At 61.9% G+C, this 14,045-nt stretch carries 8 protein-coding genes; 3 read left to right on the top strand and 5 right to left on the bottom strand.

Features of this window, described 5'->3' with window-relative positions:
* The first annotated feature begins 119 nt into the window (after positions 1 to 119).
* On the top strand, positions 120 to 3,827 hold the full coding sequence (locus QM467_RS15345) for a vitamin B12-dependent ribonucleotide reductase (protein WP_283367217.1): 3,708 nt from the start codon (positions 120 to 122) through the stop codon (positions 3,825 to 3,827).
* 286 nt (positions 3,828 to 4,113) lie between these two features.
* Positions 4,114 to 5,646, top strand: coding sequence for an AIPR family protein (locus tag QM467_RS15340; protein ID WP_283367216.1), 1,533 nt, complete (start codon positions 4,114 to 4,116; stop codon positions 5,644 to 5,646).
* 145 nt (positions 5,647 to 5,791) lie between these two features.
* Here QM467_RS15340 and QM467_RS15335 read toward each other — a convergent pair whose 3' ends face one another.
* Positions 5,792 to 6,025 carry a hypothetical protein gene (locus QM467_RS15335; RefSeq protein WP_283367215.1) on the bottom strand — a complete coding sequence of 78 codons (234 nt, stop codon included), beginning with the start codon at positions 6,023 to 6,025 and terminating at the stop codon, positions 5,792 to 5,794.
* A 354-nt stretch (positions 6,026 to 6,379) separates the two neighbouring features.
* Between QM467_RS15335 and QM467_RS15330 the strand changes: the two genes are divergently transcribed.
* A complete protein-coding gene (locus tag QM467_RS15330; protein WP_283367214.1) occupies positions 6,380 to 6,682 on the top strand; it encodes a hypothetical protein in 303 nt (100 codons plus the stop codon).
* 148 nt (positions 6,683 to 6,830) lie between these two features.
* Here QM467_RS15330 and QM467_RS15325 read toward each other — a convergent pair whose 3' ends face one another.
* The 4 genes from QM467_RS15325 to QM467_RS15310 form a co-directional block, all read right to left on the bottom strand.
* A complete protein-coding gene (locus QM467_RS15325) occupies positions 6,831 to 8,192 on the bottom strand; it encodes a sigma-54-dependent transcriptional regulator (RefSeq protein ID WP_283367213.1) in 1,362 nt (453 codons plus the stop codon).
* Positions 8,192 to 10,012 carry a sensor histidine kinase gene (locus QM467_RS15320; protein ID WP_283367212.1) on the bottom strand — a complete coding sequence of 607 codons (1,821 nt, stop codon included), beginning with the start codon at positions 10,010 to 10,012 and terminating at the stop codon, positions 8,192 to 8,194. The genes QM467_RS15325 and QM467_RS15320 overlap by 1 nt, the downstream gene beginning before the upstream one ends.
* Positions 10,013 to 10,179: 167 nt before the next feature.
* Positions 10,180 to 11,514 (bottom strand): NAD(P)/FAD-dependent oxidoreductase, encoded by a 1,335-nt coding sequence (locus QM467_RS15315; RefSeq protein WP_283367211.1) that lies wholly within the window; start codon positions 11,512 to 11,514, stop codon positions 10,180 to 10,182.
* Positions 11,515 to 11,542: 28 nt separating this feature from the next.
* On the bottom strand, positions 11,543 to 13,855 hold the full coding sequence (locus QM467_RS15310) for an NADP-dependent malic enzyme (RefSeq protein ID WP_283367210.1): 2,313 nt from the start codon (positions 13,853 to 13,855) through the stop codon (positions 11,543 to 11,545).
* Positions 13,856 to 14,045 lie beyond the last annotated feature (190 nt).

Below are 14,045 nucleotides of genomic sequence, written 5' to 3'. Positions count from 1 at the left end.
GTCTGGCCTGGCTGGGAAGCCTTTTCCCCGCCCCCTGACGCATGCGGCGCTTCCGCCTCGGCGCAGAGGACCGACGTTGAGAAGACGCGCGCTGCGAGGGCGCAATCGGGGGGCGGAACATGCGGATCGAACGGCATTATACGAAAGCGGATCAATCGCCTTATCAGGACATTGAGTTCCGACAGACCAAGAGCGAAATCCGCAATCCCGACGGCTCGACCGTATTCGCCCAGAGCGGGATCGAGGTCCCGGCCGCCTGGAGCCAGGTCGCCAGCGACGTGCTCGCGCAGAAATATTTCCGCAAGGCCGGCGTTCCGGCCCGCCTGAAGCGGGTCGAGGAAAACGCCGTCCCCTCCTTCCTGTGGCGCTCGGTCCCGGACGAAGACGCCCTCGCCCTGCTGCCGGAAAAAGAGCGCGTCGTCGGCGAAATCTCCGCCAAGCAGGTGTTCGACCGTCTCGCCGGCGCCTGGACCTATTGGGGCTTCAAGGGCGGCTATTTCGACGGCGAGGAAGACGCCCGCGCCTTTTATGACGAGATGCGCTTCATGCTGGCGCGCCAGATCGCCGCGCCCAATTCGCCGCAATGGTTCAACACCGGCCTGCACTGGGCCTATGGCGTCGATGGCCCCGGCCAGGGGCATTTTTATGTCGATTACCAGACCGGCGAGCTGACGGCCTCCAATTCGGCCTATGAGCATCCGCAGCCGCACGCCTGCTTCATCCAGTCCGTCCGAGACGATCTCGTCAATGAAGGCGGCATCATGGACCTGTGGGTGCGCGAGGCGCGCCTGTTCAAGTACGGCTCCGGCACGGGCGCCAATTTCTCCTCACTGCGCGGTGAGAACGAGCGTCTTTCGGGCGGCGGCAAGTCCTCCGGCCTGATGTCCTTCCTGAAGATCGGCGACCGCGCCGCGGGCGCCATCAAATCGGGCGGCACGACCCGCCGCGCCGCCAAGATGGTGGTGGTGGACGCCGACCATCCGGATATCGAATCCTTCATCGACTGGAAGGTGCGGGAAGAGGAAAAGGTCGCGGCCCTCGTCGCCGGATCGAAGATCCTGCGCAAGCACATGAAGGCCGTGTTCAAGGCCGCCGTGAATTGCGACGGCAGCGGCGACGATTGCTTCGACCCCGAGAAGAACCCGGCCCTGAAGCGCGAGATCAAGCTCGCCCGCCGCGCCCAGGCGCCCGATTCCTTCATCAAGCGCGTCATTCAATACGCCCGGCAGGGTTTCCGCGATTTCGACATCGCCGAATTTAATACAGACTGGGATTCCGAGGCCTATCTCACCGTCTCCGGCCAGAACTCCAATAATTCCGTCCGCATTACCGATGGCTTCTTGCGGGCTGTTGAGCAGGACGGCGACTGGAAGCTGACGCGCCGCACCGACGGCTCCGTCGCCAAGACTCTTTCCGCGCAGGCGCTCTGGGATAAAATCGGCTATGCCGCCTGGGCCTCGGCCGATCCCGGCCTGCAATTCCACACCACCATCAACGACTGGCACACCTGCCCGGCGGGCGGAGAAATCCGCGCCTCCAATCCGTGCTCGGAATATATGTTCCTCGACGACACGGCCTGCAATCTCGCCTCACTGAACCTGTTGCAGTTCCGCGATCCGACGACCAAGATCTTCGACGTCAAGGCCTATGAGCACGCCGTTCGGCTGTGGACCGTCGTGCTGGAAATCTCGGTGCTGATGGCGCAGTTCCCCTCGCGCGAGATCGCCCAGCTTTCCTATGACTACCGCACGCTCGGCCTCGGCTTCGCCAATATCGGCGGGCTGCTGATGTCGTCGGGCCTCGCCTATGATTCCGCCGCGGGCCGCGCCTATTGCGGCGCGCTGTCGGCGATCATGACGGGCGTCTGCTATGCGACCTCGGCCGAAATGGCCGGCGAGCGCGGCGCCTTCGCCCGTTATGGCGAAAATTCGGAAGCCATGCTGCGGGTCATCCGCAACCATCGCCGCGCCGCCTATGGCCTGAACGAAGGCTATGAGCAGCTCGCCGTGGCGCCGGTGCCGCTCGACGGCGCCTCCTGCCCCGACCAGACCCTCGTCGCCCACGCCCATGCGGCCTGGGACAAGGCGCTGGAGCTTGGCCAGCAGCACGGCTATCGCAATGCGCAGGTCACCGTCGTCGCCCCCACCGGCACGATCGGCCTGGTGATGGATTGCGACACGACCGGCATCGAGCCGGACTTTGCCCTGGTGAAGTTCAAGAAGCTCGCCGGCGGCGGCTATTTCAAGATCATCAACCGCGCCGTGCCGGAAGGCTTGCGGGCTCTGGGCTATGGCGAGGCGCAGATTGCCGAGATCGAGGCCTATGCCGTCGGCCACGCCAGCCTGAAGCAGGCGCCCGGCGTCAATGAGGCGACGCTGGCCGCCCGGGGCTTCACCCCCGAGAAGCTCGCCGAGCTGCATGACACGCTCGCCGGCGCCTTCGACATCAAGTTCGTGTTCAACAAATTTGCTCTGGGCGCGGAATTCCTGGTCAACACGCTCAAGGTCCCGCCGGAGAAGCTCGACGACCCGTCCTTCGAGCTGCTGCCCTTCCTCGGCTTCAGCAAGGCCGAGATCGACGCCGCCAATGTCCATGTCTGCGGCGCGATGACGCTGGAAGGCGCGCCGCACCTAAAAGTCGAGCACCTGCCGGTGTTCGATTGCGCCAATCCGTGCGGGCGCACGGGCAAGCGCTATCTCTCGGTCGAGAGCCACATCCGTATGATGGCGGCGGCGCAGCCCTTCATTTCGGGCGCGATCTCCAAGACCATCAACATGCCGAACGAGGCGACGGTAGAGGAATGCAAGGCGGCCTATCTGCTGTCCTGGCGCCTCGCGCTCAAGGCCAATGCGCTCTATCGCGACGGCTCGAAACTGTCGCAGCCGCTCAACTCCCAGCTCATCGCCGATGACGACGAGGAGGACGAGGACGCCTTCGAGGCCTTCATCGCCCAGAGCCAGCCCGCCCGCGCGACCCAGGTCGCGGAGCGCATCGTCGAGCGCATCATCGAGCGCGTCGAGCGCCGCCGCGAGCGCGAAAAGCTCCCCGACCGCCGCAAGGGCTATACCCAGAAAGCCGTCGTCGGCGGCCACAAGGTCTATCTGCGCACCGGCGAATATCAGGACGGCCGCATCGGCGAGATCTTCATCGACATGCACAAGGAAGGCGCCGCCTTCCGCAGCCTGATGAACAATTTCGCCATCGCGATCTCGGTGGGCCTGCAATATGGCGTGCCGCTGGAGGAATATGTCGACGCCTTCACCTTCACCCGCTTTGAACCGGCGGGCTTCGTGCAGGGCAATGACGCGATCAAGAACGCCACGTCGATCCTCGACTATGTGTTCCGCGAACTGGCGATCTCCTATCTCGGCCGCAACGATCTCGCCCATGTCGACCCCTCCGACATCGGCCATACCGCGATGGGCACGGGCGACGAGCAGGGCCGCCCGCCGCAGTCCGGCCAGCCTTCGACAACGTCGAAATTCGTGTCGCGCGGCCTCGTGCGCGGCAAGACCGACAAGCTGATGCTGGTGCAGACGACCAGCCCGGCGGAACCGGCCAGGACGCCGACCGTGGCGGCGGTGAGCGTCGGCGCGACGGCCCTGAAGAGCGACGCCCTCGCGGAGCCGACCGCGCCGAGCCTGCTCGACACGCTGACCTGGACGCCCCCGGTAAAACTGCCCGACGAAGCCCTCGACCGCCGCGCCGAAGCCCGCATGAAAGGCTATATCGGCGAAGCCTGCCCGGAATGCGCGAATTTCACGCTCGTACGGAATGGGACGTGCTTGAAGTGCGATACGTGCGGCAGCACGACCGGGTGCAGCTGAACCAATTGGTTGCCGAGTAGAAATTTTCACACGAGAAGAACACGGGCAGAACGATCCGCCCGTGTTACAACCTAGGCCGACAACGATGCATTAAGCCGACCAAGACGATATAAAGGGGTTTCACTTGACCGTAAAATTGGTCTCCTCATCGAGCAGTCCATCCCTTGTTGACTTTGGACTCGTTGAGAGCGGGATAAAATCGCATTTGGAATTCAGCACTACTAGAGGTGTTGCATTCGCTAGATATGTAACTGAAACGATTTTCAGCGTCCCTCGAGATCAAGTCATGAGCGTCGTCGTCGATGGCGGTCATGATCGCGGAGTAGATATAATATATATTGACGATGATAATCGTGTAATCAATATTTGCTCTTGTAAATGCGTCGCAAATTTCAAAAAAACAAAAAACAACTTCCCCGGCGATGAAATTGATAAGCTAATTTCATTCATAGATGACCTTCTGCACCACCGTGATGAGTTGCTTCTTGCGGCAAATGCCGCCTTAGCCACAAAAATACGCGAAATCTGGGAGTTGGTTGGATCCGGAGAAGGCTACAGAATTACTGTGCGGCTTTTCTCAAACCAGCTTACATTGGCACATGCTGAGCGTGTCCGGCTAACGGCGGCGCTTGAACGGCACCAGATCAATTTGATCGAGCATGGCCTTTATGAACTCGCCCATGGTGTTGTTCGATCCGTTCAGCCAAAATTTCGAAAAAAGCTTCTTCCACTCGGAAATTCGATTGCCAAACATGTTGAAGGTGGACACGAAGGGTTTTTATTTTCCGTTGCACTCACCGATTTTTTTCATTTCCTTCATATGGGAGACAAAGCTGTCTTCGACGAGCGTCTAATCGCCGATAATGTTCGCTATTTCCTTAGCCTGGAAAACCCCGTCAACAAAGAAATACGTAATTCTCTTTTTAACAGCAAATATGAACAGTTTTGGTTTATGAATAATGGTGCCGTTATAATTTGCGATCAACTTATCGGAAATGTTAATGGTTGTTTCCCCATCACACTTGTTAATCCTAAAATCGTCAATGGAGGGCAGACAGCAAAAGTAATCCATGCCGTCGGCAACGAGCCGTTGAATACATTGCAGGGCTCCATTATCATAAAGCTAATTGTATCAACTGATAGGAACTTTATCGAGCAAATCGCGATTTCCAGCAACACTCAGAGCCGTATTTTTGGAAGAGATTTGCGGGCCTTCGAACCGATTCAAGAAAAAATCGCAGCGACGCTGAATAATCTTGGGTATTTTTACCGGAGAAAGCGAGGAGAAGAGTCAAAAGACGATTCACTAAAAGTGATTGATGCGGCGCGCGCAGGGCAGTTGCTTTTATCCTATGCGCGTGGGCTTCCAACAAAGGCAAAAACAGATTCGCAGGACGTATTCGATGAACTCTTCAACGAAGCGTTCGATCCCAACCTAACTACGGCTGAATTGATAATTGCTGCACACCATTGCCACGAGATTATTGAACGCCGAAGGCAGATCGCCATTACTATTCAGAAGGGGATAAACCGAAGTTCGTATGATGAAAGTTGGCTTATCGAAGGCCATTTTCACGTCCTATTCGTCGTTGGCGAACTAATGCGACGACGGGGCAACGAATTAACTGATGGGCCGACTGCGATTCGTTTGATCGACGAGGCAATCACACTTGTAAATCGGTTCGTCCTTAGCCACCCCACTTCCTCCTCGTATAGACTCTTTCGCTCCGCCAATTCAGTCATTGATTTGAATCGGATCATTGAAACGGAGGACAAAGGTGGCATGAAAACCGCAACGCAAATACAATTTGAATTCTGAACACTCGACTCACGTGCCAATATTCCTGCGGAATTACGATGAATTGATAATGAATTGCGCTATTTGATAGCCGGACAGTGAGATCGACGGCCCTGCCCCGCGTATCCTCCTCAGCGCGCGCTCGCGACGACGAGAGGACCGCCCCTCACACGCCAGCGAGGAATCTGCGGAAGGCGGCTTCCTGGCCCTCGGGCAGGCCGAGCAGGCCGCGCCGGGGTGAGGCGCGAAAGCGCCTCAGCGCGACGGCCTTGACGCTTTCGAAGCGGAACACGCCCTGATGCGGGCCGCAATAGAGCACGGGGCGGCCCTCCGCGACTCTCGTCAGCGCGAGATCGAGATCGCTCGTCACAAAAAACGCGGCCGTCATTGTCGCCTGCACGAATTCGCTCCCCGAAGGGCGTCGAGCATAAAATCGGGTTTTGCCAGCGCAAACGAATATCGACCGACAAGACTTCACATCTATGTGACCACCTTCCGAGCGCGCATTGTATCGCTGCTGGCGCCGGGTAAACGACCGCTCAACTGCTCGCCAATTAATCACCCGTCTGCGGCGTCCTTGACGGGATTCCGACACGCCCGCGCGCCATCGCCATGCCAAAGCTTTGGTCATCCGTTTTCCCCTCGATCATGTTAAATCTCTGGTCTTGGCGCGCTGAGAGAGGGCATCGACCGTCGCGCCTCGTAAAACGGCCGTGAAGGCCGAATTGAATAACGCGCTGTAGGGACCAGAGAGATGATCCGTGAATTTCAATACAAGGGGGAAACCTTCCGGGTGAACGCCCATGGCATTCCCGGCCACGAGGAAGTCTTCATCATCCACATGGTCGACGGCGAGGAAATGGGCGAAATCTCCATCGACCGCATGACCGAGGAAAACGACACGACCGCGCCCATCGACGCGATTTGCGTCATGCTTTGCGATCAATTGATCGTTGAGCAGGAGATCCAGGTGGCTGACGACGCCGCCGCTTTCACGTGGGTCGAAGGCGAGCGTATTCGCAGCGTCCTGCCCAGTACGAGTCGAGTTTACAGCTGATCGCTTCCACGTTGAAGCACGCTGACATACTACCGGTAACATAAGATTTGGGGAAGAATGAGCTTCGGCGGCGACCGGCGGGCCGCCGCCGCGGCTATCCGCTGCGTGGCGACGGCGTCCCGCCAGACTGCCGCACGACGGGCGCCCCTCACCCCGCATGCCCCCTGATCGCCTCAACGTCGATCGAGAGCCGTTTGATCTTGTCGTAGAGGGTTTGCTTGGGGACGCTCAGGAGCGTCGCCGCCGCGTTGATATCGCCTTTCTTTCTCCGCAAGGCGTCTTCCACGATCGCCCGCTCGACCGTTTCGAGCTGGCGCGGCAGGGAATGATCGGCCGCTCCGAGTTCCGGGGTCCCGATCATCGTGTCGTTCAGGACGCCGAGCACGAAGCGGTCGGCGACATTGCGAAGCTCGCGGACATTTCCCGGCCAGGCATAGGACAGCAGCCGCGAGACCAGCTTTTCATCGGCAATGGGCGCGTCGCATTCGAACCGTCGCGCCGCTTCCAGCGTGAAATGTTCGAACAGCAGCGTGATGTCCTCGCGGCGTTCGCGCAAAGGCGGCAATTCGATAAAGGCGACGCCGAGCCGGTAATAGAGATCGGAGCGGAACAGCTTCCTTTCGCTCAACTGAAGCAGGTCCGCCTTGCTCGCGGCGACGATGCGGCAATCAAACGGAATGGGCTTGTTCGAGCCGACCCGCTCGATCGTGCGCTCCTGAAGCGCACGCAGCAATTTCACCTGCACGCTCAAGGGCATGCTCTCGATCTCATCGAGAAAAAGCGTGCCGCCATTGGCATATTCCAGCTTGCCGATCCTCTGGCGGATCGCGCCGGTGAAGGCGCCGACCTCATGGCCGAACAATTCGCTCTCGACGAGGGACTCAGGGAGTCCGCCGCAGTTCACGGCGACATAATGGGCGCTCCGTCTCGCGCTGTGATTGTGCAGACAATTGGCGACGACATCCTTGCCCGTTCCCGTCTCGCCATAGATCATGACATCGACGCTCGCCGCCGCGAGGGTCGAGATGAGCCGCCGGACTTTCTGGATTTGCGGCGAGCGCCCGATCAGGGTTTTCTCGATTCCGCGCTGGTCGGCGAGTTCGGATCGCAGCGCGCGGACTTCCAGCGTCAACCGCCGCTTTTCGGCGGCGCGGCGCACCACCGTGACCAGCTGCTCCGACGAGCAGGGCTTTTCGATGAAATCATAGGCCCCTGACCGCATTGCCGCGACAGCCATGGAAATATCGCCATGCGCCGTGACCAGAATGACCGGAAGCTCGGGATCGGTCCGGCGCAGGCTCGACAGAAACTCCAGCCCGCTCTTGCCGCCAAGGCGCACATCGGAGACGACGACGAAGGGCATGTCCACGCGGATTGAAGGCGCCGCCCGTTCGGCGGACGAAAAAGCCAGCACGTCGATTCCTGCAAGCTTGAGGGCCTGGACGGCGCCGATGCGGACGTCGTCGTCGTCCTCGACATAAATCACGCCGATCGAAAGCTGGTCGATCATCACACGCCCTCCGCAGAGTCGCGAACAGGGATCTCAATCACGAATTGGACGCCTGTCGGGGCGAGATTGCGCGCAGTCACCCTGCCGCCGAAGGAGCGAACGATATGGTCGCAAAGCATCAGGCCAAGCCCCAGCCCCTTGCCCGGCGGCTTCGACGTCACGAAGGGCTCGAACAGGCGCGGGAGCATGTCGGGCGGAACGCAGGGGCCGTTGTTGGCGATGACGATGACGCCTTCGCCGCCCTGCCGCGCGGCGCGAATGTCGATGGCTTTTTCCTCGACGGTTTCGACCGCGTCGATGGCGTTGGCGAGCACATTGGTGAAAACCTGCTCCAGCCGCGCCTCGTTGGCGACAACAAGCAGGCCGGGATCGACCGATGTGGTCACCTCTATCGCTGCGTCCCTGATGCGCGCGCGCAGAAGAGACAGCGACGACTGGAGAACCTTGTCGATATTGACCTCTTCGAGCAGATCGTCCGACTTATAGGCGAAGACCCGCAATTGTCCGGTCAGCCGCCCCATCCTGCGAATGAGGGCGCCGATGCGGGCGACATTGTCGCGGGCGTCGTCATAATGGCCCCGCTCCATCAGCACGGCGGCGTTGTCCGCCGTCGTCTGGATCGCGGCGAGCGGCTGGTTCAGTTCATGAACGATGCCCGCCGACATCTGCCCGAGTGTTGCGAGCTTGCCGGCGTGCACCAGTTCGCCCTGCGCCGCGCGAAGCGCCGCCGTGCGTTCCTGCACCTTGATTTCGAGCATGTCATTGGCCGCCTGCAGCGCGGCGCGGCTCGCCAGCTTCTGGCGAGTTTCGCGTCGGCGCTGGTCCGCGATCTTCAGCGCCAGCAGCAGCACCGCCGCGCTGAGCCCGGCCAGCCCGCCGACGAGCAGCGCCTTTTGCCGGGTCGCCGCTTCGTCGTCCAGAACGATCAGACGCCACGCCCCGCCATTGACTTTGCGTGCGCTGGTCATGAAGGCGTGGCCGTCACCCGTCACAATGCGGGCCGAATTGTCGCCGACCTCGGCCTTCTCGACCCATCCGAGCGGCTTCAGATCGGCGCCGCCATAGGGCCGCGCTTTGGCGATCTCCTCCAGCGCGTGCAATGACAAGGGCCGGATCGGGCGATAGCGCCAATCGTCGCGCGACACCAATATGGCGACGTCATGCTCGTCCACGAGCAGAATATCGCCGACGCCATCCTGCCAGCCGCGTTCGATCGAATCGAGATTGACCTTGACCGCCGCCACCCCGCGCGTTTTCCCTCCTGCCGACAACGCGTAGGACTGGTAATATCCGGGCCGCCCGCTGGTGATGCCTACGCCGAAGAAACGCCCCCGGCCTGACCCCAGCGCGTCGACGACATAGGGACGGAAGGACAGGCTCCGGCCGAGCGGCGTGCCGGGCTGGTTGAAATCCGCGGCCGCCAGAGTCAGGCCCGCGGCGTCGACGATATAGAGATTTGCGGCGCCCGCCACGGCGTTGATCGATTCGAGATAGACGCTTGCCGAACGCTGAAGATCCGCATTGTCCGGGTTGTCGAGCAGCTGGAATATGTTGGGCGACGCCTCCAGCAGCGAGGGCAGGAACTCGAAACGCGCCAGCTCGCCGTCGAGCCGGGTCGCCTCCACTTCGAGACGCTGCACGGCGAGTTCGTGGAGGCGCTGCAACCCGAGGCGCAGGGCGAACGCGTAGCCGAGCCAGCCAGCGAGGGCCACCAGCGCGAGGCTGGCCGCCGCGAACAGCGCGCGCCGGCAAAGCCGCCGCGTCGAACCCCAGGGCGCGGTGGCGGCGCCTGCGGAAACGGACGACGGCGGGCTCCTCATCGGAATGATCCAATATCTTCCCGGGCGACAAGGCCGACGGGTCCGGCGCGGCCTGGCAGCCCCATCATGGCGCGCGTTTCTCGGGAGGAGAAGATGTCTATGGGCGGGCCATTCGTCGCAAGGACTTGCGGCGCGGGTCTGGCGCGCCATGTCCCCGCCACCGGGCTTCAATGCAGCTTCACATGCGGCTCTGTGCGCCGCGTGATGATGCGCGCCATCGTGTCGAGAGTCGCCTTGGCCGGGCCGTGAAGCGCCAGCTCGTGCATCTTGTAGAGCGACAGATACATCATGCGCGCGAACAGTCCCTCGACCATGAGGCTTCCGCCGATCAGGCCGCCCATCATGTTGCCGACCGTGCTGTATTCGCCCAATGAGACGAGCGAGCCGAAGTCGCGGTATTGGAAATCCTGCAACGGCTTGCCGGCAAGCATGCGCTTGAACTGGGCGTAGAGATGCGAGGCCTGCTGGTGCGCGGCCTGCGCCCTCGGCGGCACGATGGCGTCGCGCCCAATCCATGGGCAGGCGGCGCAGTCGCCGAAACTGAAAATATTGTCGTCGCGCGTCGTTTGCAGAGTCGGCCTGACGACCAGCTGGTTGATGCGGTTGGTTTCGAGACCGTCGATATCCTTCAGGAAATCCGCCGCCTTGACGCCGGCGGCCCAAACCACGAGTTCCGCCGGAATGACGCGCCCGTCGTCCAGCTCGACGCCATCGCGCAACACCTGCGCGACCTTGGCGCGAGTCAGAACCTGCACGCCGAGGCCGGCCAGCAATTCTTCCGACGCCGCCGACAGACGCGGCGGCAGCGACGGCAGAATGCGGTCCGCCGCCTCCAGCAGCGTGACCTTGAGGTCCTTGTCCGGATCCACCCGGTCGAGGCCATAGGCGACGACCTCGCGCGTCGTCCGATGCAGTTCCGCCGCGAGTTCAACGCCGGTCGCCCCGGCGCCGATGATCGCAACCTTCAGCTGCTCCGGGCGCAGGGGCGTCTGCTGGGCATGGGCGCGGATGCAGGCGTTGACCATGGCTTCGTGGAATTTCGCCGCGTCGTCCTGGCTTTCCAGCTTCATGCCGAATTCCTTCACGCCCGGCGTGCCGAAATCATTGCTCTGGCTGCCGATCGCGATCACCAGCGTGTCATAGCCGAAGGAGCGTTCCGGCGTGACCTCCCTGCCCTCCGAATCCAGATAGGGCGCCACATGAACCTCGCGTCGCGCGCGGTCGAGGCCGATCATCTCGCCGATGCGATAATGGAAGCCATGCCAGTGCGAATGGGCGAGATAGTTCACCTCATGCGCCGACATGTCCATGCTGCCCGCCGCGATTTCGTGAAGTTTCGGCTTCCAGACATGGGTGCGGCTTCGCTCGATCAGCGAAACGTCGAGGACGCCGCTGCGTCCGAACTTGTCGCCGAGCCTCGTCGCAAGTTCGAGGCCGCCGGCGCCGCCGCCGACGATGACGACACGATGGCCGTGTTCCAAACGCGGTCCTGCGTCGGTCATGTTGCGCTCCGATGATGGCTCGCGTCGCTCACGCCGGAACCAGTGTGGCGGCGACGGGCGATAGCGACGTTTCCTGGGCTGCGGTATCGGCGACAGCGAGCGCGGTCATGTTCACGATGCGGCGGACTGTGGCCGAAGGCGTCAGGATATGAGCCGGTTTCGCCGCGCCCATCAATATGCCGCCGACGGTTATGCCGTTTCCGGACGCGACCCGAAGCAAATTATAAGAAATATTGGCCGCTTCGATGTTCGGCATGACCAGAATATTCGCCGGCCCCTCGAAGTCCGATTCCGGCATGGCGTTGTCGAGAATGGCCGGCGACAGGGCGGCGTCGCCGCGCATCTCGCCTTCAATCATCAGCGTCGGCTCGCGCGACAGCACGATTTCCCGGGCGTGGCGCATCTTGGCCGCGCTCGTCGCGTTCGAGCTGCCGAAACTCGAATGCGACAGCAGAGCGACCCGCGCGGTCTGGCCGAAACGGCGCACCGTTTCGGCGGCCATGATGGCGATCTCCGCGATCTGTTCGGCGGAAGGGTTTTCGTTGACATGGGTGTCGCAGATGAAGAGCTGGCGCTCCTGCAGCATCAGCATCTGCATGACGCCGAGCGTCCGAACGCCTTCGCGCAGTCCGATGACGTCGCGGATGACGTCCAGATGATCCGAGGTGCGCCCGGTGACGCCGCAGAGCATGGCGTCGGCCTTACTCAGCCGCAGCAGGGTCGCCGCCAGCAAGGCGCCGCCAGCGCGCATCTGGCCGCGGGCGGAGGCGTTCGATACGCCGCGCCGGCTGTGCGTGGCGTAATAGTCCTGTGCCGCAGGCCGATAGACGTCCGGATCGTTGGGATCGGCCAGATCACAATTAACGCCCAGCTTCAGGCGCAAGCCGAAATCCTCGATGCGTTGCCGGATCGCCTCGGGCCTGCCGATCAGCAAAGGCCGCGCAACGCCCTCGTCCACTACCACCTGCGCGGCCCGAAGAATGCGCTCGTCCTCGCCCTCGGCATAGATCACCGACCGGGGGCGCTTCTTGGCGAGCGCGAACACCGGCCGCATCGCATTGCCGGACAGGTTGACGAACCGCCCGAGCTTTTCGCGATAGGCCGCCAGATCGGCGATCGGCCGGCGCGCCACGCCCGAGTCCGCCGCGGCTTTCGCCACGGCCGGCGCGACGATTTCGATAAGGCGCGGATCGAAAGGCGTCGGAATGAGATAGTCACGCCCGAAGCGCAGGCCGGCGCCGCCATAGGCGTTGGCGACGGCCTCCGGAATTTCGGCATGGGCCAGCTCCGCGATCGCGCGCACCGTGGCGATCTTCATCTCCTCATTGATCGTCGTCGCGCCGCAATCCAGCGCGCCTCGGAAAATGAACGGGAAGCAGAGGACATTGTTGATCTGGTTCGGATAGTCCGAACGCCCGGTGCCAAGGATCGCGTCAGATCGCACGGCGAGCGCCTCCTCGGGCAGGATTTCAGGCGTCGGATTGGCCATGGCGAAGATCAGCGGATCGGGACCCATTTTCTGGACCATTTCCGGCTTGAGCACGCCGCCCGCCGAAAGGCCGAGGAAAACATCGGCTCCTTCCATGACGTCAGCCAGCGTGCGCGCGTTGGTTTCAACAGCGTAGCGCGCCTTGTTCTCGTCCATGGCGTCCCCGCGTCCGACATAGACCACGCCTTTCGCGTCGGTCACGGTGATGTTCTCCCGCCGCAGGCCGAGGCTGACGATGAGGTCGAGGCAGGCCAGCGCCGCCGCGCCCGCGCCGGAGGCGACCAGCTTCACCTTGTCGAGGTCCTTGCCCACCAGCTGGAGGCCGTTCAGGATCGCGGCCGCCGCGACAATCGCCGTTCCGTGCTGGTCGTCATGGAACACCGGAATCTTCATGCGCTCGCGCAGCTTTTTCTCGATGTAGAAGCATTCCGGCGACTTGATGTCTTCGAGATTGATGCCGCCGAAGGTCGGCTCCATGCGGGCGACGGTCTCGATCAGCGCGTCGGGATCATTCTCCGCCAGTTCGATATCGAACACGTCGATGCCCGCGAATTTCTTGAAGAGGCAGCCCTTGCCCTCCATGACAGGCTTGCCCGCGAGCGGGCCGATATTGCCGAGGCCGAGCACCGCCGTGCCATTCGTGACCACCGCGACGAGATTGGACCGCGAGGTCATCTCGTCGGCCTGGTCCGGATCCTCGACAATCGCAAGGCAAGCTTCCGCCACGCCGGGGGAATAGGCGAGCGCGAGGTCGCGCTGGTTCGCCATGGCTTTCGTCGGCACGACGGAAATCTTTCCGGGCGTCGGATAGCGGTGATAGTCCAGGGCTGCGTCCTTGAGATTCTGCGACATGGCCGCCTTTTCCTTCGTGATGATTCAGTCAGATCGCGACTGCGGCCCCCGCGCGGCTTATTCCGCGCCGTGTGGACCTGATCGGGTTCAGGCGGCGGCGACCTCTTCTTTCGATGTTTCCAGCGAGGCTTCCTCGAGGATCATTTCCGAGTCGGACTGGCCCGACAGCACCGCCTTCATCTTGTCGCGA

The organism is Rhodoblastus sp. 17X3, from assembly GCF_030056575.1.
In the GTDB taxonomy this organism is placed as follows: domain Bacteria; phylum Pseudomonadota; class Alphaproteobacteria; order Rhizobiales; family Beijerinckiaceae; genus Rhodoblastus.
The sequence above is the reverse complement of the archived record's forward strand: the minus strand, read 5'-3'. Positions and strand labels throughout refer to the sequence as shown.